This is a genomic window from Massilia sp. UBA6681 (assembly GCF_002454935.1).
GTDB lineage: Bacteria > Pseudomonadota > Gammaproteobacteria > Burkholderiales > Burkholderiaceae_D > Telluria > Telluria varians.
Genome location: NZ_DKJX01000006.1, coordinates 1 through 25,840, shown reverse-complemented (window position 1 = coordinate 25,840; position 25,840 = coordinate 1). Strand labels below are relative to the sequence as shown.

Annotated in this window: 24 protein-coding genes, 1 tRNA gene, 1 pseudogene and 1 riboswitch; of the genes and pseudogenes, 17 read left to right on the top strand and 9 right to left on the bottom strand. The window is 65.8% G+C overall.

Annotated elements, in window-relative coordinates; genetic code table 11:
- Positions 1-384 (top strand): hypothetical protein (locus tag B2R83_RS01215; protein ID WP_292037860.1); only part of this gene is annotated, 384 nt, incomplete at its 5' end.
- Between the two features lie 77 nt (positions 385-461).
- Here B2R83_RS01215 and B2R83_RS01210 read toward each other — a convergent pair.
- From B2R83_RS01210 to glyA, 4 genes are all read right to left on the bottom strand, one after another.
- Positions 462-2,093 carry a PilW family protein gene (locus B2R83_RS01210; protein ID WP_292037858.1) on the bottom strand — a complete coding sequence of 544 codons (1,632 nt, stop codon included), beginning with the start codon at positions 2,091-2,093 and terminating at the stop codon, positions 462-464.
- A 26-nt stretch (positions 2,094-2,119) separates the two neighbouring features.
- Complete coding sequence (gene pilV / locus B2R83_RS01205; RefSeq protein ID WP_292037857.1) at positions 2,120-2,635, bottom strand: type IV pilus modification protein PilV; 516 nt, start codon at positions 2,633-2,635, stop codon at positions 2,120-2,122.
- A 234-nt stretch (positions 2,636-2,869) separates the two neighbouring features.
- A complete protein-coding gene (nrdR, locus tag B2R83_RS01200; RefSeq protein ID WP_027866181.1) occupies positions 2,870-3,328 on the bottom strand; it encodes a transcriptional regulator NrdR in 459 nt (152 codons plus the stop codon).
- Positions 3,329-3,375: 47 nt separating this feature from the next.
- A complete protein-coding gene (gene glyA / locus B2R83_RS01195; RefSeq protein ID WP_027866182.1) occupies positions 3,376-4,623 on the bottom strand; it encodes a serine hydroxymethyltransferase in 1,248 nt (415 codons plus the stop codon).
- 95 nt (positions 4,624-4,718) lie between these two features.
- A riboswitch (ZMP/ZTP riboswitch) is annotated at positions 4,719-4,835 on the bottom strand.
- Positions 4,836-4,969: 134 nt separating this feature from the next.
- Here glyA and B2R83_RS01190 point away from each other — a divergent pair.
- The 10 genes from B2R83_RS01190 to B2R83_RS01145 all read left to right on the top strand — a co-directional run bounded on the left by B2R83_RS01190 (position 4,970) and on the right by B2R83_RS01145 (position 12,161).
- A complete protein-coding gene (locus tag B2R83_RS01190) occupies positions 4,970-5,716 on the top strand; it encodes an SDR family oxidoreductase (protein WP_292037853.1) in 747 nt (248 codons plus the stop codon).
- Between the two features lie 254 nt (positions 5,717-5,970).
- A complete protein-coding gene (gene ybgC, locus B2R83_RS01185; RefSeq protein ID WP_209588675.1) occupies positions 5,971-6,375 on the top strand; it encodes a tol-pal system-associated acyl-CoA thioesterase in 405 nt (134 codons plus the stop codon).
- Between the two features lie 45 nt (positions 6,376-6,420).
- On the top strand, positions 6,421-7,104 hold the full coding sequence (gene tolQ / locus B2R83_RS01180; RefSeq protein ID WP_292037852.1) for a protein TolQ: 684 nt from the start codon (positions 6,421-6,423) through the stop codon (positions 7,102-7,104).
- A 16-nt stretch (positions 7,105-7,120) separates the two neighbouring features.
- On the top strand, positions 7,121-7,552 hold the full coding sequence (locus B2R83_RS01175; protein ID WP_036216450.1) for a biopolymer transporter ExbD: 432 nt from the start codon (positions 7,121-7,123) through the stop codon (positions 7,550-7,552).
- A gap of 1 nt (position 7,553) precedes the next feature.
- Positions 7,554-8,528, top strand: coding sequence for a cell envelope integrity protein TolA (gene tolA / locus B2R83_RS01170; protein ID WP_307189141.1), 975 nt, complete (start codon positions 7,554-7,556; stop codon positions 8,526-8,528).
- A gap of 20 nt (positions 8,529-8,548) precedes the next feature.
- A complete protein-coding gene (tolB, locus tag B2R83_RS01165; protein WP_285378119.1) occupies positions 8,549-9,808 on the top strand; it encodes a Tol-Pal system beta propeller repeat protein TolB in 1,260 nt (419 codons plus the stop codon).
- A 37-nt stretch (positions 9,809-9,845) separates the two neighbouring features.
- Positions 9,846-10,370, top strand: coding sequence for a peptidoglycan-associated lipoprotein Pal (gene pal, locus B2R83_RS01160; protein ID WP_292037850.1), 525 nt, complete (start codon positions 9,846-9,848; stop codon positions 10,368-10,370).
- 114 nt (positions 10,371-10,484) lie between these two features.
- On the top strand, positions 10,485-11,240 hold the full coding sequence (gene ybgF / locus B2R83_RS01155; protein WP_292037849.1) for a tol-pal system protein YbgF: 756 nt from the start codon (positions 10,485-10,487) through the stop codon (positions 11,238-11,240).
- 71 nt (positions 11,241-11,311) lie between these two features.
- Positions 11,312-11,387: transfer RNA gene (locus B2R83_RS01150), tRNA-Lys, on the top strand.
- Positions 11,388-11,978: 591 nt separating this feature from the next.
- Positions 11,979-12,161, top strand: a complete 183-nt coding sequence (locus tag B2R83_RS01145; RefSeq protein ID WP_027866191.1) for a hypothetical protein — start codon at positions 11,979-11,981, stop codon at positions 12,159-12,161.
- A 113-nt stretch (positions 12,162-12,274) separates the two neighbouring features.
- On the opposite strand, the gene B2R83_RS01140 is transcribed toward B2R83_RS01145, so the two are convergent.
- Complete coding sequence (locus B2R83_RS01140; RefSeq protein WP_292037848.1) at positions 12,275-13,999, bottom strand: methyl-accepting chemotaxis protein; 1,725 nt, start codon at positions 13,997-13,999, stop codon at positions 12,275-12,277.
- A gap of 283 nt (positions 14,000-14,282) precedes the next feature.
- Between B2R83_RS01140 and B2R83_RS01135 the strand changes: the two genes are divergently transcribed.
- The 4 genes from B2R83_RS01135 to B2R83_RS01120 all read left to right on the top strand — a co-directional run bounded on the left by B2R83_RS01135 (position 14,283) and on the right by B2R83_RS01120 (position 18,192).
- Positions 14,283-15,683 carry an L-cystine transporter gene (locus tag B2R83_RS01135; protein ID WP_292037846.1) on the top strand — a complete coding sequence of 467 codons (1,401 nt, stop codon included), beginning with the start codon at positions 14,283-14,285 and terminating at the stop codon, positions 15,681-15,683.
- A gap of 110 nt (positions 15,684-15,793) precedes the next feature.
- On the top strand, positions 15,794-16,555 hold the full coding sequence (locus B2R83_RS01130; protein ID WP_027866194.1) for a histidine phosphatase family protein: 762 nt from the start codon (positions 15,794-15,796) through the stop codon (positions 16,553-16,555).
- A 9-nt stretch (positions 16,556-16,564) separates the two neighbouring features.
- Entirely contained in the window at positions 16,565-17,563 is a 999-nt protein-coding gene (locus tag B2R83_RS01125) for an NAD(P)H-hydrate dehydratase (protein ID WP_292037844.1), read from the top strand.
- A 230-nt stretch (positions 17,564-17,793) separates the two neighbouring features.
- A complete protein-coding gene (locus B2R83_RS01120) occupies positions 17,794-18,192 on the top strand; it encodes a hypothetical protein (RefSeq protein ID WP_036216435.1) in 399 nt (132 codons plus the stop codon).
- A 316-nt stretch (positions 18,193-18,508) separates the two neighbouring features.
- On the opposite strand, the gene B2R83_RS01115 is transcribed toward B2R83_RS01120, so the two are convergent.
- From B2R83_RS01115 to B2R83_RS01105, 3 genes are all read right to left on the bottom strand, one after another.
- Positions 18,509-21,715, bottom strand: coding sequence for an efflux RND transporter permease subunit (locus tag B2R83_RS01115; protein WP_292037842.1), 3,207 nt, complete (start codon positions 21,713-21,715; stop codon positions 18,509-18,511).
- A 30-nt stretch (positions 21,716-21,745) separates the two neighbouring features.
- Entirely contained in the window at positions 21,746-22,936 is a 1,191-nt protein-coding gene (locus tag B2R83_RS01110; protein WP_292037841.1) for an efflux RND transporter periplasmic adaptor subunit, read from the bottom strand.
- A 257-nt stretch (positions 22,937-23,193) separates the two neighbouring features.
- Positions 23,194-23,613 carry a divergent PAP2 family protein gene (locus B2R83_RS01105; RefSeq protein WP_292037839.1) on the bottom strand — a complete coding sequence of 140 codons (420 nt, stop codon included), beginning with the start codon at positions 23,611-23,613 and terminating at the stop codon, positions 23,194-23,196.
- Positions 23,614-23,792: 179 nt separating this feature from the next.
- Here B2R83_RS01105 and B2R83_RS01100 point away from each other — a divergent pair, with 179 nt between their 5' ends.
- On the top strand, positions 23,793-24,842 hold the full coding sequence (locus B2R83_RS01100; RefSeq protein WP_292037837.1) for a DUF475 domain-containing protein: 1,050 nt from the start codon (positions 23,793-23,795) through the stop codon (positions 24,840-24,842).
- A gap of 102 nt (positions 24,843-24,944) precedes the next feature.
- Positions 24,945-25,346, top strand: coding sequence for a hypothetical protein (locus tag B2R83_RS01095; RefSeq protein WP_292037835.1), 402 nt, complete (start codon positions 24,945-24,947; stop codon positions 25,344-25,346).
- Positions 25,347-25,404: 58 nt separating this feature from the next.
- On the opposite strand, the pseudogene B2R83_RS01090 reads toward B2R83_RS01095, so the two are convergent.
- Positions 25,405-25,840 (bottom strand): annotated as a pseudogene (locus B2R83_RS01090) (hypothetical protein); the annotation flags it as partial.

Sequence of the window (25,840 nt, the reverse complement as noted above, 5' to 3'; positions counted from 1 at the left end):
GGCTCGGCCACCGTCGAGGCGGACGCCGACCAACTCCAGGTCTCCACCGGGACCGGCTCCGTGCGGGTGAACGGGTCGGCGTCCACGCTGATGGCGATGACCGGCACCGGCTCGGTGAGCGTGGCCGGCACCGTCGACGGACGCCTCATGGCGTCCACGAACACCGGCTCGGTCCGCGTCCACCTGGACGGCCCGCAGCCCGACGCGGTCGACCTGCGGACGGGCACAGGCAGCATCGTCGCCGGGCTCCCGGCCGGCGGCTACGCCGTGCGCGCCACCACGGGGACGGGCAGCGTCACCGACCGCCTCACGCACGACGACGCGTCCCCGCACCAGGTCGCCGCCCAGACGGACACCGGGTCCATCACCCTGTCAGAGCGCTGATCGACGGCTCCTCCGTTGTGCTTCCGAAATGGAAGCAGAACGGGCGGGTCCGGGTGGCGCCGACGGGCCGGGCGCCGCTACCCCACCACCACCGGGTACCGGCGGGTGTCGCGCGGGAATCCCGGCTCGTAGGCGACCGTGAGCACGATCTGCTCGCCGGCGTCCTTCACGCGGTCCTTGACGGTGGGCACGCTGAACGTCACCTCTCGCTTGCCCGGCTCGATGGTGCCGTAGAGCGCGGTCCACTCGCCGGCGAACGGCGCCGCCGCCGGGCGGCGTCCGTAGTACTGGCGAACCCAGGTCCGGTCGAGGTCACGCACCTGGACAGCCCTCCCCTTCGCCGGCTTCACGAAGACCGCACGCACGTACAGCGGCACCCCCGCGGGCGCCGACAGCGACACCCGCCAGGACGCCCGCGCGCCCTCCTTGATGCGCGCCGCCAGAGGCTTCACGGTGAACACCGGACGCGGGTCGTCCTCGATGATGCGGGCCACCCCCGTGTCGCGGGTCGGCATGACCCCCCGCACCGGCCGGGCGCTGGCCGTGATCAGGCGCTGCGCGCCGTCCCAGGTGGTGTTGCGCTCGTACGGCAGCCGCACGACCCCGTTCTTCGCCCCTGCTGGCACGGTCACGCTGAAGACGGACGGGCACGTCCCGACGCCGTCGCACGCCGGCCGCACGACGAACGTGGCCTCACGCCCGAGCGTCCCCGAGACGGTGAACGGCAGGTCGACCCGGCCCTGGCCAGGGCCGTTGCCCTCGACGACGCGGGCGTCCCCGAGGGCGATCGTGGGCATCCGGACGCTCGGCGCCGCCGGCGTCGCCGTCGGCACGGACGCCACGTCCAGCAGCCACACCGACCCGGACGCCGACCGCCCCACGATCTCGACCGACGCGATCGCGCCGGCGTCGATGCCGGCGAGCGCGCCATAGTCGCGACCGAACAAGTCGTACACCAGCTCGCGTGCCGAGGCGAGCCGGCTGGCCGGCCCGCGCAGCAACAGGGCCACGCGCACGCTGGCGATCTTCTTCCAATGGGTGCGCCGGCGCAGGTCGGCGTCGCGCTCGGCGGGGGTGCTGCCCACCAGCACCAGGCCCGCGTCCAGCCCGGCCAGCGCGCTGGCGTTCAGGTAGCGCTCGGGCGTGCCGTCGGCGTCGCCATCGAGCCCGTAGAGCACCTGGAAGCTGTCGACGGCGCCGACCACCGCGTCCGCCGTCCAGGCGCTGGCGCCGCGGTACTTGCAGCGCAGCTCGGTGTCGCCCTGGGCATTGCGGGCGACGTAGAAGATGCTCCAGCCTTCCTCGTTGCGGTGCACGGCGAAGCCGGCGCAATCGAGGCTGGTGCCGTCGCCGTTGGGCGGCGCACCGGTGCCGGGGAAGCGGATCGCCAGCACGTCGCTGCCGTTGACGGCGTCGACCGGCGCATTGTCGATGCCGAAGCCGGTCTGGCTGACCCGACGGGCATCATACCCGGACAGGCGTGCCGGCGCGTCCGGCTCCGGTCCGCTGCCGTGCTCCTCCCAGTCGGCTGCCGCCGACTGGCGCACGGCGCGCGCGACCGCCTCCAGCGCGTAGCGCCCGGCATCGTCCATTGCAGCCGTCTCCACCTGCGCGGCGAAGGCGCGGTTGGCCAAGATGAACAGGCTGGCGGCGGCAAGCAGCACGCCCAGGCCGACGACCATGGCGACCAGCAGTTCGGGCATCGTCATCCCCCGCTCCCGGTGTGCGCGGCGCATCATCGGAGCACCCCCACGTAGCCGGGGGCATCGCCGGTGCCCTGCCATCCCAGCTTGACGACCGGCAGGGCGTCCGCATTGCCGTCGCAGCTCCAGCGCGGGCGTCCATCTGCGCTCTCCCAGGGCGAGCTGTCGCGGCACACCGCGATGCGGCCGCGCGGGAATTGCGCATGCACCGCCTGGCGGATTTCATGCAGGTCGAACTCGGCCAGCTGGGCCGGCGTGCAGGCTGCGTCGAAGCAGCTGGCGCCGGCCACGGGCGGGCCGCTCCCTGCGTCGTAGGACAAGGCCAGGTAGGGATTGGCGCCGTCGGGCAGGCTTGCGACCGCAGGATTGACCTGCATGCGCGCCGACAGCGAGACTGCCAGCTGGGCCGCCTCGGACATCAGCGCCGACTGCTGGCGGGTGCGTTCGGCGCTGAGCTGCGTGGCGCCCGCGCCGACGATGCCGACCGCCAGCACGAACAATGCGACCAGCACCTCGGCCAGCGTGAAACCATGAGCCTTCCCCTGCACGGCGCCCTCCCCTCGTTAGCCTGCGCAAGCAGCTTGCGCTTGCGAGCTGCGAAGTTATCAGGCGTGGCGGGGCCAGCCGTGAGCTGGCGCAATCGGGTTTGGGGAACTGCCGGGCTTAGGTGGCGGCGTTTGCTAAGCGCCTAACAAAACCCTCAGGGCAAGGCGGGTCGTCGAAGACAGTACGCTAGTACGGCAAGACGACCCAACGCCGCCATGAGGGGAATTGTTAGGCGCTTATTTGCGGGGCTGGCCGACTTCGGCGATCGCCTCCTGAAACTCGGCCAGGTCTTCGAAATTCTTGTACACCGAGGCGAAGCGGATGTAGGCGATCTTGTCGAGGCGCTTGAGTTCCTGCATCACCAGCTCGCCGACGTAGCCGGTGTCCACCTCGCGCAAGCCGCTGGTCAGGAGCTTTTCTTCGATGGTGGCGACCGCGGTGTCGATGGCCTCGGCCGCGACCGGGCGCTTGCGCAGGGCCAGCATCAGGCTGCCGCGCAGCTTGTTCGACGAGAACTCGGTGCGGCTGCCGTTCTTCTTGACGATGATCGGCATCGACAATTCGATGCGCTCGTAGGTGGTGAAGCGCTTGTCGCACTTCGCGCAGCGCCGGCGCCGGCGGATGGCGTCCCCCTCCTCGGACACGCGGGTGTCGAGGACCTGGGTATCTTCATGCTGGCAGAACGGACATTTCATGGGCGCCGGGGATTCAAAAAGGGCCGCAGCGAGCGGCCCTGGGTTGCTTACTTCGCGTAGACCGGATACTTGTCGGTCAGCTGCTTCACTTCCGCCTTGACGCGCTCGATGGTCGCCGCGTCGTGCGGGTTGTCCAGCACGTCGGCGATCAGGTGGCCGACCTTGACCGCGTCTTCTTCCTTGAAGCCGCGGGTGGTGAAGGCCGGGCTGCCCAGGCGGATGCCCGAGGTGACGAAAGGCTTCTGCGGGTCGTTCGGGATGCCGTTCTTGTTGCAGGTCATGTGTGCCTGGCCCAGGATCGCTTCCGCTTCCTTGCCGGTCAGGCCCTTCGAACGCAGGTCGACCAGCATCACGTGCGACTCGGTGCGGCCCGAGACGATGCGCAGGCCGCGCTCGGTCAGGGTATTGGCCAGGGCGCTGGCGTTCTTGACCACCTGCTTCTGGTATTCCTTGAACTCCGGCGACAGCGCTTCCTTGAAGGCCACGGCCTTGCCGGCGATGACGTGCATCAGCGGACCGCCCTGGATGCCCGGGAAGATCGCCGAGTTGATCTGCTTCTCGTACTCGGCCTTCATCAGGATGATGCCGCCGCGCGGGCCGCGCAGCGATTTGTGGGTGGTCGAGGTGACGAAGTCGGCGTGCGGCACCGGGTTCGGGTACTCGCCCGCGGCGATCAGGCCGGCGTAGTGGGCCATGTCGACCATGAAGTAGGCGCCGACTTCCTTGGCGATGCGGGCGAAGCGCTCGAAATCGATGCGCAGGGCAAAAGCGGAAGCGCCGGCGATGATCATCTTCGGCTTGTGCTCTCTAGCCAGGCGTTCCATGGCCTCGTAGTCGATGTCTTCCTGCTCGGTCAGGCCGTAGGAAACGACGTTGAACCATTTGCCCGACATGTTCAGGGCCATGCCGTGGGTCAGGTGGCCGCCTTCGGCCAGCGACATGCCCATGATGGTGTCGCCTGGCTTGAGCATGGCGAAGAACACGCCCTGGTTGGCCTGCGAGCCCGAGTTCGGCTGCACGTTGGCGGCTTCGGCGCCGAACAGTTGCTTCAGGCGGTCGATCGCCAGCTGCTCGGCGACGTCGACGTATTCGCAGCCGCCGTAGTAGCGCTTGCCCGGATAGCCTTCGGCGTATTTATTGGTCAGCTGCGAGCCCTGCGCTTCCATCACCGCCGGCGAGGTGTAGTTCTCCGAAGCGATCAGTTCGATGTGGTCTTGCTGGCGAACGTTTTCCTTCTGGATGGCATCCCACAGTTCCGGGTCGACATTGGCAAGCGTATGATCTTTTGCAAACATGTAAAACTCCAATCGAGAGAAATACCAGACAACGGCAGCGCAGTGCGGGCAGCGGGACCAGCGGCGCAAGGCAGCCCGATACGACACGTACCAGTTGTGGCTGCCCAGGCGAACGGCGAGTTGGCGTCTCAGGTTCCCCGGTGGGTCTCCACCTTTGCCGTGGCCGCTTCAGGATGCGGGCGCACGGTGTTTCGCCAGTTACGTGAGACGTGAATTCAGCTGATTGTATGTGATCCGGGCCTCTTAGGGCAAGGAAACTGCTGTCGTCTTAACAAGCTCGGGGCGGCCAGCGGGATGCTGGCCATTTCGGCTACAATTTTCAGCTCCTTTGCCCTCAGGACCTACCATGATCGTCTTTATCACCGGCGCTTCGGCCGGCTTCGGCGCCGCGATGGCGCGCATTTTCGTCCAGAACGGCCACCGCGCCATCCTCGCCGCGCGCCGCACCGAGCGCGTCGAAGAGCTGGCACGCGAACTGGGCGCCAGCGCCCTGGCGGTCACCCTGGACGTCACCAGCCGCGCCTCGATCGAGGCGGCGTTGAGCAGCCTGCCGGAAGGCTGGCGCGACATCGACGTGCTCATCAACAATGCGGGCCTGGCGCTGAACACCAAGCCGGCGCACGAGGTGCCGCTGGAAGACTGGGACACCATGATCGCCACCAACTGCCAGGGCCTGGTGACCATGACCCGCGCCGTGCTCCCCGGCATGGTGGCGCGCGGCAGCGGCCTGGTCATCAACCTGGGCTCGGTGGCGGGCCACTACCCCTACCCGGGCGGCAACGTGTACGGCGCCACCAAGGCCTTCGTGGAACAGTTCACCCTGAACCTGCGTGCCGACCTGGTCGGCACCGGCGTGCGCGCCACCAACCTGGCGCCGGGACTGTGCGGCGGCACCGAGTTCTCGAACGTGCGCTTCAAGGGCGACGACGCTGCCGCGGCCAAGGTGTACGAAGGCACGACGCCCCTGAGCGCCGAGGACATCGCCGCCACGGCCTATTGGATCGCGACCCTGCCGCCGCACGTGAACGTGAACAGCATCGAACTGATGCCGACTTGCCAGGGCTTCTCGCCCTTCGCCATCAAGCGCACCTGATCTGTAAGTGCGCCCCTTTGTCGAACAGTCCACTGGACTGTTCGACTTGCTGGCGTGTATCGGGCGCTCTGCAATTGTGAGAAAGTGTTACAGTTATTGGCCTTTCGGCTATGTTTCACGTCTACTATTACGCGCCGACATTGCCTTACCGATAGGCACGCCCGACCATTTCCGTCCTATATGTTCGCAAACGTACATAAGGAGGGTAAAAATCGCGTAAAATGTTTCCTATTTTCATTTAAATGGCAGGGGAAATGCCTTCAGCTTTTGACTGGACAGTCAGGGTCTATTACGAAGATACCGACGCCGGTGGCATCGTGTTTTACGCCAATTACCTGAAGTTCTTTGAACGTGCGCGCACCGAATGGCTGCGCGCGGCAGGCGTCGGCCAGCAGGAATTGCTGGAGGCCGAGGGTGCCGCCTTCGTCGTCAAGAGCGCTTCCCTGGACTACCATGCGCCGGCGCGCCTGGACGACGTGCTGACCATTCGCACCACGGTCGAAAAGCTCGGCCGCGCATCGGTCCAGTTCGCCCAGCAGGCCTGGAAGGGCGAGCTGCTGCTCACCAGCGCCAGCGTCAAGGTCGGCTGCGTCGACACCGCCACCATGCGCCCGCGTTCGCTTCCCGAGCAGGCTGCTGATAAAATGCGCGCCGCGTAGGCGCATGTTCATTTGACAAGATATTAGACAACAGACTTCCACCCGATGACCGAGACTCCAGACCTTTCGCTGACCGCCCTGATCTCCAATGCCCACGTGCTTGTGCAGCTGATCATGGCCCTGTTGCTGATCCTCTCGATCGTCAGCTGGACCTACATCTTCCGCAAGGCGTTTGCCCTGCGCGCCGCGCGCAGCCAGACCGAGCAGTTCGAACGCAGCTTCTGGGCCGGCGGCAACCTGCACACCCTGCACCAGAGCGCCAGCGCCCAGCGCGACCAGAGCGGCCCGCTGGCCCGCATCTTCGAGTCCGGCATGGGCGAATTCATCAAGGGCAAGCAGGCCGCGCGCGACATGAACGACATGGGTCCGGTACTGGACGGCTCGCGCCGCGCCATGCGCGCCGCCTTCCAGCGCGAACTCGACGCCCTCGACATCCACCTGAACTTCCTGGCCTCGGTCGGCTCGGTCTCCCCCTACATCGGCCTGCTCGGCACCGTGTGGGGCATCATGAACGCCTTCCGCGGCCTGGCCAACGTGCAGCAGGCCACCCTGGCCGTGGTCGCCCCCGGCATCGCCGAGGCGCTGATCGCTACCGCGATCGGCCTGTTCGCCGCGATCCCGGCGGTGGTGGCGTACAACCGCTTCACCCACGACATCGATCGCCTGGCGATCCGCTTCGAGAGCTTCGTCGAAGAATTCTCGAACATCCTGCAGCGCCAGGCGCGCTGATCGACGGAGGACCGGGATGGCCTTTAACAGCAGCCTGCGCAGCGGACGCAAACGCGCTTTCAAATCCGAGATCAACGTCGTGCCCTACATCGACGTGATGCTGGTGCTGCTCATCATCTTCATGGCGGTGCCGGCCAACGAGGCGCCGAGCGTGGTGAACCTGCCGGCCGCCGAGAAGTCGGCGCTGCCGCCGGACACCTATATCCGCGTCGCGGTCCAGACCGACAACAAGCTGTCGATCGGCGTCGGCGGCAAGCAGAAGCTCGCCATGGAAGACGTGGCCGACCGCACCGCCCTGCTCGCCCGCCTGCGCGCCCTGCACGAAGAGAATCCGGACTACCCGGTCCTGATCGAAGGCGACCGCGAGAGCAAGTACGACGACGTGATCCAACTGATTTCCGAAGCGAAGAAGATGGGCATCAACCGGGTGGGATTGGCCACCAAGTGACATGTCTGCAATGAAGCCTGCCACCGCCGGCGCGCCCTACCGCGTGCCGCCAGAACCGAGCCGCCTGCCAGCCTTCCTGCTGGCAGTGGCGGTGCATGCCATCCTGCTCGGTTTCCTGTATTTCGGCATCAGCTGGCAGAGCAACGAGCCGGTCGCTGTCGAGGCCGAAGTCTGGGACATGTCGGTCCAGAGCGCCGCCGCGCCGGCGCTGCCGCCTCCGCCCGCCCCTGAGCCGGAGCCCGAACCCGAGCCCGCGCCGGTTCCCGCTCCGCCGCCGCGTCCGGTAGAACCGCCGCCGGTGGAACGTCCCGCGCCGGTCGAGCCGGACATCAAGCTGCAGCGCGAGAAGGAACGCAAGGAAAAGGAACAGCGCGAGCTGGCCGAGAAGAAAGAGCGTGAGCGCAAGGAAGAGCTGCGCAAGGAAGCGGAACGCAAGGAACTCGCCAAGAAGGAAGAGGCCGAGAAGAAGAAGAAAGAAGAAGCCGAGCGCCAGAAGAAGGAGCTCGCCAAGAAGGAAGAAGCCGAGAAGAAGAAAAAAGAAGAAGCCGCCAAGCTGGCCGAGGCCAAGAAGCAGAAGGCCGCCGCCGAGAAGGCCGAAGCCGCCAAGCTCGAGAAGCTGCGCCAGGAAGACCTGAAACGCATGGCCGGCGCCATGGGCAGCACCGGCACGGCCGAAAAGTCGACCGCGCCGAGGGCCGACTCGGGCTACGTGGCCGCGATCACCGCCGCCATCAAGAGCGCCACCGCCTATGGCGGCAGCACCACGATGCCGGGCAATCCGAAGGCCGTGTTCAAGGTCGAGCAGCTGCCGACCGGCGAAATCATGTCGGTGCGCCTGGTGAAAAGCAGCGGTGTGCCTGAGTTTGACAGAGCAGTGGAAAATGGTATCAAAAAGGCATCCCCGCTTCCGAAAAAGAAGGACGGAACGGTGGAACGCATACTTGATGTCAATTTCTCGATGAAAGACTACGACTGATTCGGTTTCAACGACAGACTATGAAAAAACTCCATTACCTGCTGTTTAGCGCCACCCTCCTGATGGGGACGGCGACCCATGCCCAGATCAAGGTCGAGATCGCCGGTGTCGGCAGCAACCAGATCCCGGTCGCGGTCGCGGCCTTTGCCGACGAAAACCTGGCGCAGGACGACGTCTCCGACATCATCCGCGCCGACCTCGAGCGCAGCGGCATTTTCAAGGTCATCGATGCGCGCCAGACCATCAGCGACAGCGCCAGCGTCGACCTGGCCGCCTTCCGCGCCAGCGGCGCCGACGCGCTGGTGGTCGGCAGCGTCAGCCGCAGCCCGGACGGCCGCTTCGCGATCCGCTACAAGCTGCACGACACCGTCAAGGGTGCGCCGATCTCGCAGCTGGGCGGCGAAGTGCAGCCGAAGTACGTCCGCCTGCAGGCCCACCGCATCGCCGACGACATCTACGAAAAGCTGACCGGCGTGCGCGGCATCTTCTCGACCCGCATCGCCTACGTCAAGAACACCGGCCGCGGCAGCGCGCTGGTGGTGGCCGACGCCGACGGCGAGAACGAGATCGTCGCCGCCCACGGCCGCGAATCGATCATCTCGCCGGCCTGGTCGCCGGACGGCACCAAGGTCGCCTACGTCTCGCTGGAAGACCGCAAGCCGGTGGTCTACCTGCAGGACCTGATGACGGGACGCCGCAACGTGATCTCCAACGTCAAGGGCAACAACTCGGCGCCGGCCTGGTCGCCGGACGGCAGCATGCTGGCCGTGGCCCTGTCGAAGGACGGCAACACCGAGATCTACACCGTGCGCCCGGACGGCACCGGCCATCGCCGCCTGACCAATAATCCGGCCATCGACAGCGAACCGCAATTCTCGGCCGACGGCCAGACCATTTACTTCATGAGCGACCGCAGCGGCGGTCCGCAGATCTACAAGATGAGCGTCTCCGGCGGCAACGCCACCCGTGTCACGTTCAACGGCAACTACAACATCAGCCCGCGCGTGTCTGCCGACGGCAAGACCCTCGCCTGGATTTCCCAGCGCAACGGCAATTTCTCCCTTTATGCGATGGACCTGGCCTCGGGCCAGGAGCTGCGCCTGGCCGATGGGGCCACCGAACCGAGTTTTTCGCCTAACGGCAAGTACATCATGTATGCGACCAAGGGCGGCGGGCGTGCCTCGCTGGCCGTGGTCTCGGTGGATGGACGGGTCAAGCAGCGCCTGACCACCAATGCGGGAAACATTCGGGAGCCCAGCTGGGGTCCCTTCATGAAGTAAAAAAGCAGTAAAACTTTAATAGACAAGGAGAAAAACCATGCGCAACTTCCAGAAATTGGCCCTCATCGCCTCGGCTGTCCTGCTGTCCGCCTGCTCGTCGACCAAGCTGCAGGAAACCCCGGTCGTCGAAAAGACCCCGACCCCGGCAGCACCGGCGCCGGCCGAACCGACCCGTGAAATCCGTCCGGTCGAAACCGGCAGCGTCGACCCGCTGAACGATCCGAAAGGCGTGCTGGCCAACCGCAGCATCTACTTCGACTACGACAGCTTCGTCGTGCGTGAAGACGGCAAGCCGGTGGTTGCCAACCACTCGCAATACCTGACCAAGAACACCGGCCGCAAGATCCTGATCCAAGGCAACACCGACGAACGCGGCGGCACCGAGTACAACCTGGCCCTGGGCCAGAAGCGTGCCGAAGCCGTCCGCCGTGCGATGGCCACCCTGGGCGTGTCGGACAACCAGATGGAAGCCGTCTCGCTGGGCGAAGAGAAGCCGAAAGCAACCGGCAGCAACGAAGAGGCATGGGCTGAAAACCGCCGCGCCGACATCGTCTACCAGTAATAGTTGATCGAATCGGCTGATACGGCTTAAGCCTGAGCCGATTGACAGCGGGGCGGACAGCAGTGCAGACTGCATCCGCCCCGTTTTTATTCTGCTACCCGAAAGAACTCCGCCATGATGAAACTGTCCCCGTCCCGCCTGGTCCTGCTGGCCGTGATGGCCTGGATGCCGCTGCAGGCATCCGCCGGCCTGCTCGACGACAACGAAGCGCGCAAGGCCATCCTCGAGCTGCGCGCCAAGGTCGATGCCGTGGCCCGTGAGCTGAAAACCCAGATCGACAACAAGTCGGACAGGACCGCGCAGCTCGACATGCTGAACCAGCACGAGCAGACCATGCAGGAAATCGCGCGCCTGCGCGGCCAGATCGAAGTGCTGGCCAACCAGATCACCCGCGCCCAGGAAAGCCAGAAGCAACTGTACGCCGACCTCGACGCGCGCCTGAAGAAGGTCGAGCCGCGGCAGGAAACCGTCGACGGCCACGTGGCCACGGTGCTGCCGTCCGAAAAGTCGGCCTACGACAGCGCGACCGCCATGTTCCAGTCCGGCGACTACCAGGGCGCCACCACCGCCCTGCAGGACTTCGTGCGCCGCTACCCGGATTCCGCCTACGCCGCCAATGCGCAGTACTGGCTGGGCAACGCCTACTACGCGCTGGGCGACTACAAGAAGGCCATCGCGGCCCAGGAAGTCGTCACCACCACCTATGCCGGCAGCCCCAAGGCGCCGGACGCGATGCTGAACATCGGCAGCAGCTATGCCCTGCTGAAGGACAGCAAGAACGCGAAGAAGGCGCTGCAGCAGCTGGTGTCGAAGTATCCGGAGTCGAGCGCGGCCCGTACCGCCAAGGACCGCCTGGCATCGCTGAAGTGATGCGTGCGCCCGTCATGATGCTGTGCGGCATTTGACAGCGGGCGCGACGCACCCTATAATCTTGCTTCTTCGGGTCGTTAGCTCAGTTGGTAGAGCAGCGGACTTTTAATCCGTTGGTCGCTGGTTCGAGCCCAGCACGGCCTACCAGAATCAGCAGAGACGCCAGCCTTCGGGCTGGCGTTTTTGTTTATGCCCTCCGTCGCTGCACCCTCGCTTCATGGTCACGCGCCATGACCAATCCATATGATACAAAAAAGACAAGAACACCTTGTTTTTTGTATCATTTTCCGAACTCTCGATGACCTCGCCGGTCATATGATTCCCGAGTCTGCAGCCCCTACTGTTGGTTACTTCCTACGCTTGATTGCAATTGCTTGACATTGCTGAGGGATAGGAAGATATTGTTCTTTCGAAGCAACACCTTGAAGTCGTAAGCAATTGTGTGCGCTCTTGTATTCGCCGAGCGCACATGTAAAATAAACAACATTAGATGCACCTGCCCGTCAGGCGCATCGCGGACTGGATTTTATTGTGAAGCGTTACTGGCATTGCATGTCGACCACTTCTCATCTGCACGCTTCGGATACGCGTACGCGCTACGCCTGCACCGCCCGGCTTCCCTGAGCGGCAGCCGCGCAAAGCGCGACCGAACCGCACTCTCCTGTCAGCAAACGCTCCAGCATCCATCGTCAACCTATTGCATGCCTGTCTCCGGCGGAGACGGCTAAAGGAATAACAATGAACACCGAACACTCGCATCCACGTATCCACCCAGGCACCGTCGACCGCAGCAACCCACGTGCACCGAAGCGCACCTTTGCAAAAGGCATCGTGTCGAACAGCCGCCGCCTGCGCCAGCGCATCGGCGTGGCGGTCGGCCTGTGCCTTGGCATGGCAGCCCTTTTCATCACGCTCGAGTAAGCGCGCACAGCTCGGGAGCACGGCACGCCGCAGGCGTGCGCATGCGCCCACGCCATCAAATAACAGCGGGCCGTCGGCCCGCTGTTCGATTGACGAGGCGCGGCTGATCGCCGTCAGAACTCTTCCCAGCCTTCGGTCGCTTCCACGGCCTTGGCGGCCTTGCGGGCTGGCTGCGCTGTGGCCGCCTTCGCCTCGCCGCGTACCGGGGCGGTGACCCTGGCCGGACGCACGGCCGGCGCCGGCACCCGGGCCACGCCTGCCGCCGCTGCCGCCGGCCGTGCCGGCGCCGCCTGCGCGTCGAGCCGGAAGATGCCGACCGCCTGCGCCAGCTCGGCCGCCTCCTGCTGCAGCGACTGGGCCGCCGCCGAGGCTTCCTCGACCAGCGCGGCGTTCTGCTGCGTCACCTGATCCATCTGGGTCACGGCGCTGTTGATCTGCTCGATGCCGGCGGTCTGTTCCTGGCTGGCGGCGGTGATCTCGGCCATGATGTCGGTCACGCGGCCGACGCTCTGCACGATCTCCGCCATCGTCGCGCCGGCCTGGTCCACCAGCTCGGAGCCGGTGTGCACCTTCTCGACCGAGTCGTCGATCAGCGCCTTGATTTCCTTGGCCGCGGCCGCGCTGCGCTGGGCCAGGTTGCGCACCTCCCCCGCCACCACCGCAAAACCGCGGCCCTGCTCGCCGGCGCGCGCCGCTTCCACCGCCGCGTTCAGGGCCAGGATATTGGTCTGGAAGGCGATGCCGTCGATGACCGTGATGATGTCCACGATGCGCGTGGCCGAACTGTTGATCGCGCCCATGGTGCGCACCACCTGCTCCACCACTTCGCCGCCCTTGCCCGCCACCTGCTGGGCCGAGGCCGCCAGCGCATTGGCCTGGCGCGCGTTGTCGGCGTTCTGCTGGACGGTCGAGGTCAGCTCTTCCATCGACGAGGCGGTTTCTTCCAGCGAACCGGCCTGCTGCTCGGTGCGCGCGGACAGGTCGAGGTTGCCGGCGGCGATCTCGCCGGAAGCGGTGGCGATGGTGTCGGTGCCGGCGCGCACGCGCGTGACGATCCCCACCAGGGACGCGTTCATGTCCTTCAGGGCCTGCAGCAGGCGCCCGGTTTCGTCGTTCGCGTTCACCTCGATCTTCTGGCTCAGGTCGCCCGCGGCCACCGCGCCGGCGATCCGCACCGCCTGCTCGAGCGGGCGCACGATCGCGCGCACCAGCATCCAGCCCACCACGGCCGCCATCAGGAGGCCGAATACCAGGCCGGCCAGGCACACCAGGCGCACGGTCTCGTAGGTCCGCTGCGAGGCTTCGTACTCGGCCTTGGCCACCCGCTGCTGCAGCGCGAGCAGCTGGCCGCCGCTGGCGCCCACCGGCTGGAACAGGCGCGCCATCTCGCCCGCCACCAGGCCGTTGGCCAATGCCGTATCGCCGGCGCGCACCGCGGCGACGGCCGGCAGCAGGCCGCGGGCCAGGAAGGCCTTGCGGGATTCGACGAAGGTCGCGGCCAGCGCGGCTTCCTCGTCCGTCAGCCTGGTCTGCTCGTAGGCTTTCCAGCTTGCCGTCGCCGCCGCAATATTGGCGTCGACCTCGGCCAAGAGCGCGTCGCGCTGGGCGCTGTCGGTGCTGGCTGCCGCCTTGCCGACCAGAAGCTGGTTGGTGGTGATCAGCTGCATGACGCGGCTGAGCTGGCCGATCGGGACGACCCGGTCGTCATGCAGGCTCTTCAGTTCTGCGTTGGCGACAGCGAGGTTATAGATACCGATGACGGCGCCTGCCACGAGTTCGGCCGCCAGGAAGGCGATCACGAAGACGAGGCGGCTCTTGATGCTGAGATGTTTGAACATGGTGGGCTCGAAAATGGTTGGGCCGGTTGAAATTGCCGTGAGACATTGACGTTCATATTGAATTATAGAAACAACTCTTCATCCATCGGGCATATCGGCGCCGCACATTGCGCCAATCCGAGCCGAGCGTCGCCGTCCAGCCACAGAATTTTGACAAGCTGGCATCCTTCATGGCCAGCTCGACAAGAAGAGACGGCATGGCGGCCTCGGCGACAATGCCGGTTTGCCTATAAAATGCTGCGATTGATTTCCGCAGCGCATGAGCTGCCCCGCAAAGGCTCCAATGAACTTTCCCGTCCTGATCAACCTGGTCCTGGCACTGCTCGTGTGCGTGCTGCTCTATCGCCTGCAGGCAAGCCACGTGTCCTTCACCAAGCGCGTCTTCACCGGCCTCGGGCTCGGCGTGGTGCTGGGTGCGGCCATGCAGGCCGTGTACGGCGCCGGCTCGGCCGACGTCGCCGCCACCAACGCCTGGCTGGACGTGCTCGGCAGCGGCTACGTGAAGCTGCTCCAGATGATCGTCATCCCGCTGATCATGGTCTCGATCGTGCAGGCCATCCTCAAGCTGCGCAATGCCGCCTCGCTCGGCGCCATCAGCACGCTGACGATCGGCATCCTGCTCGCCACGACCATCGTGGCGGCCGCAATCGGCATCCTGATGGCCAAGCTGTTCGGCCTGAGCGCGGTCGGCCTGACCAGCTCCGCCGCCGAAGTGGCGCGCGGCGAATACCTGCAGGGCAAGCTGGCGACGGCGCAGGAAATCTCGCTGCCCTCCATGCTGCTCTCCTTCATCCCGGCCAATCCCTTCCTCGACATGACCGGGGCGCGCACCACCTCGACCATCGCGGTGGTGGTGTTCTCGATCTTCATCGGCATCTCGGCCACCGGTATCGCCGGCAAGAAGCCCGAGGTGTTCGAGTCCTTCAGCGGCTTCGTGCACGTGGCCCACGTGATCGTGATGCGCATGGTCACGCTGGTGCTGCGCCTGACGCCCTTCGGCGTGTTCGCCCTGATGACCAAGATGGTGGCGGGATCGAGCCTGCAGGACATCCTCAGCCTGGCGAGCTTCGTTGCCGCCTCCTACTGCGCACTGGCGCTGATGTTCCTGGTGCACCTGATGCTGGTCGCCGGCAGCGGCCTGAACCCGCTGCGCTACGTGGCCAAGATCTTCCCGGTGCTGGCCTTCGCCTTCACCTCGCGCACCAGCGCGGGCTCGATCCCGATGAGCGTGGCGACACAGACCGCGCGCCTCGGCACGCCCGAAGGCATCGCCAACTTCGCCGCCTCGTTCGGCGCCACCATGGGCCAGAACGGCTGCGCCGGCATCTATCCGGCCATGCTGGCGGTGATGATCGCGCCGACCGTCGGCATCGATCCGTTCACCGCCTCCTTCCTGCTACCGCTGCTGGCGATCGTCGCCTTCGGTTCGATCGGCGTGGCCGGCGTGGGCGGCGGCGCCACCTTCGCGGCGCTGATCGTGCTGTCGGCGATGGACCTGCCGGTGGCGCTGGCCGGCCTCTTGATTTCTGTAGAACCCTTGATCGACATGGGCCGCACGGCGCTCAACGTCAGCGGTTCGATCACCGCCGGCACCTTGACCAGCCGCATCCTCGGCGAGACCGACATGCGGGTGTTTCATAGCGATGCGGAAATCAATTTAGATAGCGAATCGCAAGCCGTGTAAGAGGGCTCCGACGCTACGGCGAGCCTGTCCGGAAAGCCCGCAATCGTGCGCTTTCGGCCCGTAGAATCCGTCTATGATGATGTCATGTCAATATCAAAGACGGGCAGGTAATGGAACAAAAGTGGCCACAGGAAGTCTGGCTGGTCAGGCATGGACAGAGCGCCGGCAACGTCGCACGTGACCTTGCCGAGGCGGCCGCCGGACACCTCATCGACATTGCCGATCGCGACGTCGACGTGCCCCTGTCCGAGCTGGGCGAGCGCCAGTCCGAGGCGCTCGGTTCCTGGTTCGCCTCGCTGCCGCCGGAGCAGCAGCCGACCGTGGTGCTGCACTCGCCCTATGTGCGCGCTGCTGAGACCGCCAATATCCTGATGCAAAGGCTGGACCGTTCGCGCCTGGTGGTCGAATCCGACGAGCGCCTGCGCGAAAAGGAATTCGGCATCCTCGACCGCCTTACCACCTACGGCATCGCGCACCACCATCCCGCGCTGTACGAACAGCGCCAGCACGTCGGCAAGTTCTACTTCCGCCCGCCCGGCGGCGAGAGCTGGTGCGACGTGATCCTGCGCCTGCGCAGCGTGGTCGACACCCTGAACCGCGAGTTCTGCCGCGAGCGCGTGCTGATCGTCGCGCACCAGGTCACGGTCAATTGCTTCCGCTACCTGTTCGAGCGCCTCGACGAAAAAACCATCCTCGAGTTCGACCGCGCCGGCGATGTGCCGAACTGCTCGGTCACCTCCTACGAATACGACCCCGATCTCGGCAAGGGCGGCCATCTGGCCCTGCGCCTCGTGAACTTCGTGGCGCCGCTCGAATCGACCGGCACCCCCGTCACCGCCAGCAAGGACCTGCCTGCCGCACCGAAGGCCTAAGCCCATCCCATGGAAACGCTCATCGACACGCTTGATCGCGCCACTGCCGTGCACGACGTCGACACAGCCCTGCTGCAGGGCTGGCCGGTGCCGATGCCGGCCGTCGAAGGCGACAAGGAAATCCGCGGCCACGTGCTGGTGCTGGGCGGCTCCTGCGAGATGCCGGGCGCGGTCATCCTGGCCGCCACCGCGGCCCTGCGCGCGGGAGCCGGCAAGCTCACCATCGCCACCGGCCAGAGCGTGGCCCAGCTGGTGGCCCTGGCCATGCCCGAGGCGCGCGTGATCGGCCTGGCCGAACAGGCGAGCGCCGGTTTCAGCATGGACGCCGTCGCCTGCCTCGACCCGCTGGCCGAGCGCGTCGACGCGGTGCTGATCGGGCCGGGCATGCGCGACGAACCGGCCACCGCCGCGCTGGTGCATGCGCTGCTGCCGCGCCTGGACGCTGCCGGTACCCAGGTGGTGCTGGACGCCTGCGCCATGGGCACGCTGCTGCATCCGCCCGCCGGCTGGCCGGCCGGCATGCCCTGGCGTTTCGAGCGCCCGGTGATCCTCACCCCGCACGCGGGCGAAATGGCGCACCTGACCGGCACGCCCAAGCAGGACATCAATGCGGCGCCCGACCCGCGCGCACTCGAGGCGGCACGGGCCTGGAACGCGGTGGTCGCATTAAAAGGTGCGCGCACTGTCATCGCAACGCCCGATGGAACGTTGTACCAGCATGAAGGCGGCAATGTTGGCCTGGCCATCTCCGGATCCGGCGATGTGCTGGCCGGGGTCATCGCCGGCCTGGCTGCCCGCGGTGCGCCGCTGGACCAGGCCACCTGCTGGGGCGTGGCGCTGCATGCGCGCGCCGGCGAACGCCTCGCCGAGCGCATGGGCACATTAGGATATCTAGCGCGGGAAATATCACAGGAGATACCCGCGCTCCTGGAACAGATCGCGGGCAAGGATGCCGGCGACAGCGAGACCATCCGGCCCACGCCGGTGGGATGGGGAGCGGAGTTCTAGTACGTCCGCTCTCCAGCAAGTACGACAGTGTGCGATCCGAACCGGCGGCCAGGCTGCCAGTCTAACGGAGTCGGATCGTGCACTGACCGGGGCCGCGTATTGCGTCGGTTCCCTGATGGTTCCACTGCTGGGTTCCCGAACCCTCAGAGGACCTAACCTGGCGTCGTAGTGTTCCAAGGCCTCACCTGGACGCTGCGGCACAAGATAGACGTGAACGAGGAGTTTAAACAATGAAAGCACTGACCAAAGCACCAAAAATCCTGCTGACTGCTGCTGTGTTGGCCTCCCTGCTGGGCGCTTGCCGCAAGAACGAGCCGGCGACCGACACCACGACCACCACGCCGGACACCTCGGCCACCACCCCGAGCAGCACCTCGGGCGCCACCGGCACCACGGGTGACACCGGCACCGGCGCAACCGGCACCGGCACCACCGGCACCGACATGGGCACTGGCGCCACCGGTACCGGCGCAACCGGCACCACCACCGATCCAACCATGACCACCCCGCCGGCCACCACCACCGATCCGGCAGCAACCGGCACCACCGGCACCGGCACCTCGGGCACCTCGGGCACCACCGGTACCACCGGCACCGGCACCACCACTCCGCCGAGCACCGGCGGCTGATCCGCCATCCGCCTGGCAACGAACGGAGCCCGCGCCGTGGGCTCCGGGACTTCCATCCAGGAAGCTGGCTTCGTGCCGTTCTCATAGCGGCGATCGCCAGCCCGGCAGGGCTGGCCTAGTCGCATTCTGTTTTCCCTCCCTTCCCTCCATTCTCCCACGACGCTTCAGCAGCCCCCTCCTTGAGGGTCAGGTCTGACATTCAGACACGGGCTGAGCAATACAGCAGCGTAACGGTCGAGTTCGTGTCCGAATGTCAGACCTGACCCCAATGGTGTGCGCATGAAAAAAGCCAGCCCGAAGGCTGGCTCTGTGCGGCTTATGCCGCCTGCGGGGTACCGCGGCCGCGGCCGCTCACGAAGCGGCCGATGCGCACGATGCCGCGGAAGATCAGGCGCACGAAGACCAGCGTCAGGATGGCCTCGACAAAGGTCATCAGGAAGGCCAGGGCCACGTTGTGGCGCTTGGCGCGGCGGTTGAACTTCGCGAACATGCGGTCACGGGCGATCTCGATGCTGTCGTAGAAGGTCGGCACGACCAGCAGGGTCAGCAGCGTGGAGGTGATCACGCCGCCGATGATCGCAATGGCCAGCGGCTGGTAGAACTGGCCGGCGTCGCCGAAGGCCATCGCCACCGGGAACATACCCGCGATCAGCGCAAAGGTCGTCATCAGGATCGGACGCAGGCGCTTGCGGCCGGCCTGCATCAGCGCTTCCTCGCGGTCCACGCCCTCTTTTTCCAGGGCGCGGGCGGCGTCGATCAGCAGGATCGCATTCTTCGCCACCAGGCCCATCAGCATCAGGACGCCGATCATGCTCATCAGGTTGAGCGTGTTCTTGGTCAGGATCAGGGCCAGCACCACGCCGATCAGCGACAGCGGCAGCGACAGCATCACGCCGATCGGTGCGGTGAAGGAACCGAACTGCATCACCAGGATCAGGTACATCAGCAGGATGCCCGAGAACAGCGCGATCATCATCTCACGGAACAGCTCCTGCTGGTCCTCGCCCTGGCCGCCCAGCGCCAGGCCGTAGCCCGGCGGGAAGTCGAAGCTCTTGGCCAGTTTCATGGCCTCGGCGGTCACTTCACCGGCCGAACGGCCCTGGGCGTTGGCGGACACGGTGATCAGGCGCTCGCCATCCTTGTGGCGGATGCCGGCCGGGCCCTTGCCCATGGTGATGCTGGCGATCTGCTCGAGCGGGACCATCATGCCGGTGCCGCTCACCGCGATCGGCAGGCGCTCGATGCTGTCGGTGTTGACGCGGTCTTCCGGATGCAGGCGCACGGCGACGTCGCGGGTCTCGTTGGTCGGGTCGACCCAGTCGCCCACTTCGATGCCGGCGAAGGCCACGCGCAGGGACTGGGCGGCGTCGTTGACCGAGATGCCCATGGCGTTCGCCAGGCCGCGGTCGAGCACGATCTGCAGTTCGTTCTTCGGATCCTGCTCGGACAGGGTGACGTCGACGGCGCCCGGCACCTGGCGCAGTTTTTCCATGTAGGCCGAGGTCAGTTCCATCAGCTTGCGCGAATCCGGACCGGTGAACTCGATCTGGACCGGCTTGCCGCCGCCGCCCAGGTCGTCGATGACGGTGTACTCGGCGCCGACCAGCGGGGCGATCTTGGCGCGCAGTTCGGCGCCGATCTCGGAACCGCTGCGCTCGCGCTTGCTGCGCTTGCCGATATCGACGTAGACCCGGCCGCCGCTCAGGTCGACGTAGCTGTTGGTATCCTCGGTTTCCGGGATCGAACGGGCGATCTCGGCCGCGGCTTCGACCTTGCGGCGCGAATATTCCAGGCTCGACGAGGCCGGGGTGCGGATCTCGACCATGATGGTGCCCCAGTCCGATTTCGGCATGAAGCTCGAGCCGCCGAAGAAGCTGTGCAGGAGGATGGCGCCGGCGAAGCTGGCAAAGGCGATGAAACCCATCCACTTGCGGTGGTGCAGCGCCCAGGCGATCACGCGGCCGTAGCGGTCGGCCTGGTGGTCGAACCAGGTATTGAAGCGCTGCAGCACCAGGCTCAGGCCCTTCTTCGGCGCATGCGCGTGGTCAGGCGGGTCGCCCCAGTAGGCCGACAGCATCGGGTCGAGCGTGAAGGAGATCAAGAGCGAGACGATCACCGAGCAGGTCACGGTCAGTGCGAACGGACGGAACCACTCGCCCGACACGCCCGGCATGAAGGCCACCGGCACGAAGACGGCCATGATCGAGAAGGTGGTCGCGGCCACCGCCAGGCCGATCTCGGCCGTGCCTTCGAGCGCGGCGGTACGGCGGTCCGAGCCCATTTCCATGTGGCGCACGATGTTTTCCCGCACCACGATCGCATCGTCGATCAGCACGCCGATCGCCAGGGACAGGCCCAGCAGGGTCATGAAGTTCAGGGTGAAGCCGCACAGCCACACGGCGATGAAGGCGGCCAGCACCGAGGTCGGCAGCGCCAGCGCGGTGATCAGGGTCGAACGCCAGGAATTCAGGAAAGCGTACACCACGAAGATGGTCAGGATCGCGCCCAGCACCAGGGCTTCGATCACGTTGTCCAGGCTGCTCTGCGCGTCTTCGCCGCCATCCTGGGTGACTTCGATGACGGTGCCTTTCGGCATTTCCTTGTTGGCTTCCTTGACGACCTCGTGCACCCGCTTGGCCAGCGAGACGGTCGAGGCGTCGGGCGAACGGGCGATCTGCAGGCCGACGTTCGGCTTGCCGCTGCGAATCGACAGGCTGTTGATGTCGGCGAAGCCGTCCTTGATCTCGGCCACCTGGTTCAGGCGCACGATCTGGTCGCCGTTGCGCTTGACCACGATCTGCGAAAAATCTTCCGGACGCTCGATGCGGCCGACCAGGCGGATGCCCTTCTCGTCCAGCTCGCTGCGCAGCTTGCCCACCGGGGCATTGGTATTCTGGGTGCGCAGGGCGTTGGTGACTTCCGACACCGAGACGTTGTATTCACGCAGTTTCTCGGCGCGCAGCAGGACCGACAGTTCACGGCGCAGGGCGCCGTTCACGGTCACGGTCGAGACGCCCGGGATGGCGCGGAACTTGTCGGCCAGCACGTCTTCGGCATAGCGCGAGATCTCGGCGTGCGACTGCGTGCTCGAGGACAGCGACAGCTGCATCACCGGCTGGGCATTGATGTCCCAGCGGCGCAGCACCGGCTCGCGCATCTCGACCGGCAGCTTGTAGCGCACCGCGGCGATCGCGTTGCGCACGTCGTCCGAGGCTTCGATGACGTTGCGGCCGAAATTGAAGTCCATGAAGAACGAGACGCCGCCTTCATAGGAGTTGGAGGTGATCTCGTTGACGCCCTGGATCGCCAGCAGCTGCTTTTCGATGCGGTTGGTGATCTCGCGCTCGACGGTCTCGGGCGAGGCGCCCGGATACGGGATGCTGACCGAGAGGGCCGGACGCTCGACGTCCGGGTTCTGGTTGACCTTGAGCTTGGACAGCGCGAGCAGGCCGATCAGCATCATCGCCACGATCATGACGACCGTCGCGACGGGTCTCTTGACACTAAAATTGGAGAGGAACATTTTTAATTATCCTTGGTTGTCCTGTGTTCCTTACTTGCCCTGCACCGGGGCCGCATTGGCGGCGCTGGCCGCGCTGGCCACCACGGCGGCCGGCATCTCGACCTTCTGGCCATCCTTCAGGTTCGAGGTCGGCGAGCGCAGCACGATGTCGCCGGCGACGAGGCCCTGCTTGACTTCGATGTTGCCGGTGCGCGGATCGCGCGCGCCGACCACCAGCGGGACCTTGTTCAGGGTCTTGTCCTTGATGCGCCAGGTAAAGGCGCTGTCGCCGGCCTTGACCAGCGCGGCTTCCGGCAGCATCAGGGCGTTGGTGCTCTGGGCGTCGATGCGGCCTTCGGCGTACAGGCCGGCCACGCGCGGCTGGGCCTTGTCGGCGAACTCCACCACCACCTCGACCTGGCGGGTGATGGCGTTGGCGGCCGGGTCGATGCGCTTGACGATGCCGGCGAACTGCTGCTCGCCGTAGCCGTTGACGCGGAAATTGACCTTCTGGCCGAGCTTCACGTTGGCGATCTCGTCGGCCGAGACGCGGGCCTGGAAGCGCATGCTGTTCGGGTCGATGACCTTGACCAGTTCCTTGCCGATGGTCGCGGTGTCACCGGCCGAGACCTTGCGTTCGGAAACGATGCCGTCGAAGGGCGCGCGCACCACGGTGCGGCTCAGTTGCTGGCGCGCGGTGGCGGCGCGGCTCCTGGCGGCCGACAGCTCGCTCTGGGCGCTGTTGCGGCGCACTTCGGCTTCGTCCAGGCCGACGGCCGAGGTCATGCCCGAGGCGCGCAGGGTCTTCATGCGCTCCAGCTGGCGGTTGGCCTGGTCCAGGGCCTGGCTCGAGGCGCGCACCGCTTCGTCGGCGGAGGCGACGGTGTCGCGGATCGCGGTTTCATCCAGGCGTACCAGCACGTCGCCGCGCTTGACCGGCTCGCCGTTCTCCTTCAGGACCTGCAGGACCACGGCCGAGACTTCGGCGCGCAGGTCGGCCTTGCGCTCCGGCTGGATCGAGCCGGTGACGACCGGGCCGCTGGACAGGGTGTCGTTCTGGATGGTCAGCACGTCTTCCGACGCGACCTTCAGCTGCGAGGGACGCTTGTCCTTGGGATCCTTACCGGCCTGGGCGGCGCTTTGGGCACCTTCTTGGCCCGGCTTGGCAGGCTCCGTGGACTCCTTGCTGCAGGCGGCGAGCGCCGAAGCGATGGCAAGGACGAGTAGTGTTTTGCGCAGCATTGTGGTTCTCCAGAGAAGGACTCAGTATGTGTTCTTGTAAAAATGCGTATATGAACAGCCAGCGCGCAGTATCGAGTAGTGGCCTGCCAACTTCAAGTGAGGACTCTGCATACTGCGGAATTCGAGGGATGAAATGCGATATTTCGCGACGAGCTGCATTCCAGGCGGACTGGAATGTGGCCGATTCCGGACACTGTGCGGACAAATCCGCGGACAGGCGGACGTCCGGAACCGTCCGCCCAATCGTATTTACCGGCTCAGGCGCCGAAGAGCGCGTGGATCAGGAAACCCATCCCGATGCCGGTGGCGATGCCGCCGCCGATCTCCACCAGGGTGTGGCCCATGCGCTCGCGCAGGACCACGTGGCCCACGGTGTCGCAGGCCAGCTTGTTGATTGCCGCGGCCTGGCGGCCCACGTGCTGGCGCAGGCTGTTGGCGTCGATCATCACGATGAAGGCCAGGGTCACCGCCACCCCGAAGGCCGGATGGCCGATCCCCTCGCGCAATGCGATCAGGGTAGCCATGCTGGTGACGACGGAGCTATGGTTGCTGGGGAAGCCGCCGTTGCCCACCAGCTTGAAGGCCCAGCGGCGCTGGCGCGCGCTGGTAATCAGGAACTTGATCGGGCCAACCACCATCCAGGTCAGCACGGGTGTTACGAGGTATGCGAGATCCATGTCCAAATCCAGGTACGACGAGGTAGATAAATGATGCTGAGTAATGCCGGGCGGAATTATCTCAGAAGCAAGCTCTTACCGATATAAAAAGGATGCCGAATCAAGGACATCCGTAGCGCCGCCGCACCATCCGGGACGGTAATATTCTCCCAACTAGACTAGACAGGCAAGGGGGCAGTATGCGGCATTTCCGGTTGTCGATTGCGGTGACGGTCATCCTGATGGGCCTGGCCGGCTGGTGGGGCTACGAGCACCGCGGCATCCCGGGACTGTTGCAGGCGCTCTGGATCACGGCCGTGCTGGGCGTGCTCGAAGTGTCGCTTTCTTTCGACAATGCGGTCGTCAACGCCTCTGTCCTGCGCGGCTGGAACGAGTTCTGGCGCAAGTTGTTCCTCACGGTCGGCATCCTGGTGGCGGTGTTCGGCATGCGCTTGCTGTTCCCCCTCGTCATCGTGTCGGCGGCAACCGGGCTCGGCCTCATCGAGGTCTGGCACATGGCGATCGACAATCCGACCGAATATTCGCGCCACCTGACCGAGAAGCACGCCGAGGTGGCGGCTTTCGGGGGCGCCTTCCTGATGCTGGTCTTCCTGAATTTCCTGTTCGACGAGCAGAAGGAACTGCACTGGCTCGGCTGGATCGAGGAAAAGGTCGGCAAATACGGCACCGAGGGCCTGGCCATCGCCCTCACCCTGCTGGCGGTATGCGGCGCCATGTACCTGATCGAGCCGGCGCGCAAGCTGCCGGTCCTGATCGCCGGCGTCACGGGCGTCCTGATCTACATCGGCGTGCAATGGCTGAGCGGCCTGCTGGAGAAGGAAGAAGAAGACCCGACGGTGGGCAAGATGATCGCCCAGGGCAGCATCGGCGGCTTCCTCTACCTCGAGGTGCTGGACGCCTCGTTCAGCTTCGACGGCGTGATCGGGGCCTTCGCGATCACCAACGACGTCGTCATCATCATGCTGGGCCTGGCCATCGGCGCCATGTTCGTGCGCTCGATGACCGTGTTCCTGGTCTACAAGGGCACGCTGGAAGAGTTCGTGTTCCTGGAGCACGGGGCCCACTATGCGATCGGCATCCTGGCCATGATCATGTTCGCCAGCGTCCACTACCACATTCCCGAGTGGTTCACGGGGCTGTCGGGGCTGGCCTTCATCCTGGTGTCGCTGTGGTCCTCGGTGCGCTACCGAAAGCGCATGGAGCATGAAGGCGCCAAGGACGCGGCCTGAGGGGGCCGCCGCCGGCAGTTTGTGATTTTGTCCATCCGTGGCAGAATGTGCCCGGCCGCGTTGCTGCCAACCTGACAACTCACCTATCCTATGCCGAAGACCATGCCGAAACGCGCTACCGCCCTCCTCCTGTCCGCACTTGCCGCGATCGTCGTGCTGTTCGCGCTGTATACCTGGTTCACCCTGAGCTGGTCGTATTCGGAAGGCGAGCGCGCGGGCTACCTGCAGAAGTTCTCCAAGAAGGGCTGGCTGTGCAAGACCTGGGAAGGCGAGATCCTGCTGTCGAGCATGCCGGGCGCGATTCCGGAGCGCTTCGCCTTCACCGTGCGCGACGACGCGGTGGTCAAGCAGCTGCAGAATGCGATGGGACAGCGGGTACAGATCACCTATGAACAGCACGTGGGCGTGCCGACCTCGTGCTTCGGCGAGACCGGGTATTTCGCGACCAGGGCCAGCACCGGGCCGGTGAATCCGGTGGCGCCGAGCCAGGCGCCTGCGCAGTAATACGATCTACATATCAATTGAGCACCAGTGATATGCGCGGCATATCACCCACCCGGATTCACTCTTCGTTCTTCCGCTGATTCAGGATCACGTCGGCCAGCCGCGTCGCCGCTTGCGACGCCGAGGCCGGCGGCGTGCTCTTGAAGCGTCCCAGCACCTCGCGCGTGATGTTCACCGAGGCCACCCGGTGCTCGGCCTCGGCCTTGCGCTCGCCGAGGGCGTGATCGAGGGCCGCCAGCTCCCCCGTCTGCTCCTCATGGCGCTGCGCTTCCAGCTCGGCCAGCTGCCGGCGCGCATCCGCCATGCGCCGGGTCGCCTCGGCCGCCTTGCGCTGCATCTCGGCGTGGCGCTGGGCGTGTTCCAGGAGCGCGCGCTGGGCGTCGCGCTTCTCGACCGCGGCCTGCAGCGCGGCCTGCTCTGCTACTTCGCGCTCGCGCGCCAGCCTGGCTTGCTCTTCCTCGGCCGCGGCGCGCGCCTGGGCAGCCTGGGCCGCC

What these genes read in the sequence shown, in the direction of transcription:
- pal (WP_292037850.1), top strand. Translation starts at nt 9,846, where the DNA reads ATGCGCAACTTCCAGAAATTGGCCCTCATCGCCTCGGCTGTCCTGCTG.
- ybgF (WP_292037849.1), top strand. Translation starts at nt 10,485, where the DNA reads ATGATGAAACTGTCCCCGTCCCGCCTGGTCCTGCTGGCCGTGATGGCC.
- tolQ (WP_292037852.1), top strand. Translation starts at nt 6,421, where the DNA reads ATGACCGAGACTCCAGACCTTTCGCTGACCGCCCTGATCTCCAATGCC.
- B2R83_RS01115 (WP_292037842.1), bottom strand. Translation starts at nt 21,715, where the DNA reads ATGTTCCTCTCCAATTTTAGTGTCAAGAGACCCGTCGCGACGGTCGTC.
- B2R83_RS01105 (WP_292037839.1), bottom strand. Translation starts at nt 23,613, where the DNA reads ATGGATCTCGCATACCTCGTAACACCCGTGCTGACCTGGATGGTGGTT.
- ybgC (WP_209588675.1), top strand. Translation starts at nt 5,971, where the DNA reads ATGCCTTCAGCTTTTGACTGGACAGTCAGGGTCTATTACGAAGATACC.
- nrdR (WP_027866181.1), bottom strand. Translation starts at nt 3,328, where the DNA reads ATGAAATGTCCGTTCTGCCAGCATGAAGATACCCAGGTCCTCGACACC.
- B2R83_RS01140 (WP_292037848.1), bottom strand. Translation starts at nt 13,999, where the DNA reads ATGTTCAAACATCTCAGCATCAAGAGCCGCCTCGTCTTCGTGATCGCC.
- glyA (WP_027866182.1), bottom strand. Translation starts at nt 4,623, where the DNA reads ATGTTTGCAAAAGATCATACGCTTGCCAATGTCGACCCGGAACTGTGG.
- tolA (WP_307189141.1), top strand. Translation starts at nt 7,554, where the DNA reads ATGTCTGCAATGAAGCCTGCCACCGCCGGCGCGCCCTACCGCGTGCCG.
- B2R83_RS01135 (WP_292037846.1), top strand. Translation starts at nt 14,283, where the DNA reads ATGAACTTTCCCGTCCTGATCAACCTGGTCCTGGCACTGCTCGTGTGC.
- B2R83_RS01095 (WP_292037835.1), top strand. Translation starts at nt 24,945, where the DNA reads ATGCCGAAACGCGCTACCGCCCTCCTCCTGTCCGCACTTGCCGCGATC.
- B2R83_RS01110 (WP_292037841.1), bottom strand. Translation starts at nt 22,936, where the DNA reads ATGCTGCGCAAAACACTACTCGTCCTTGCCATCGCTTCGGCGCTCGCC.
- B2R83_RS01190 (WP_292037853.1), top strand. Translation starts at nt 4,970, where the DNA reads ATGATCGTCTTTATCACCGGCGCTTCGGCCGGCTTCGGCGCCGCGATG.
- B2R83_RS01100 (WP_292037837.1), top strand. Translation starts at nt 23,793, where the DNA reads ATGCGGCATTTCCGGTTGTCGATTGCGGTGACGGTCATCCTGATGGGC.
- tolB (WP_285378119.1), top strand. Translation starts at nt 8,549, where the DNA reads ATGAAAAAACTCCATTACCTGCTGTTTAGCGCCACCCTCCTGATGGGG.
- B2R83_RS01125 (WP_292037844.1), top strand. Translation starts at nt 16,565, where the DNA reads ATGGAAACGCTCATCGACACGCTTGATCGCGCCACTGCCGTGCACGAC.
- B2R83_RS01130 (WP_027866194.1), top strand. Translation starts at nt 15,794, where the DNA reads ATGGAACAAAAGTGGCCACAGGAAGTCTGGCTGGTCAGGCATGGACAG.
- B2R83_RS01175 (WP_036216450.1), top strand. Translation starts at nt 7,121, where the DNA reads ATGGCCTTTAACAGCAGCCTGCGCAGCGGACGCAAACGCGCTTTCAAA.
- B2R83_RS01120 (WP_036216435.1), top strand. Translation starts at nt 17,794, where the DNA reads ATGAAAGCACTGACCAAAGCACCAAAAATCCTGCTGACTGCTGCTGTG.
- B2R83_RS01210 (WP_292037858.1), bottom strand. Translation starts at nt 2,093, where the DNA reads ATGACGATGCCCGAACTGCTGGTCGCCATGGTCGTCGGCCTGGGCGTG.
- B2R83_RS01145 (WP_027866191.1), top strand. Translation starts at nt 11,979, where the DNA reads ATGAACACCGAACACTCGCATCCACGTATCCACCCAGGCACCGTCGAC.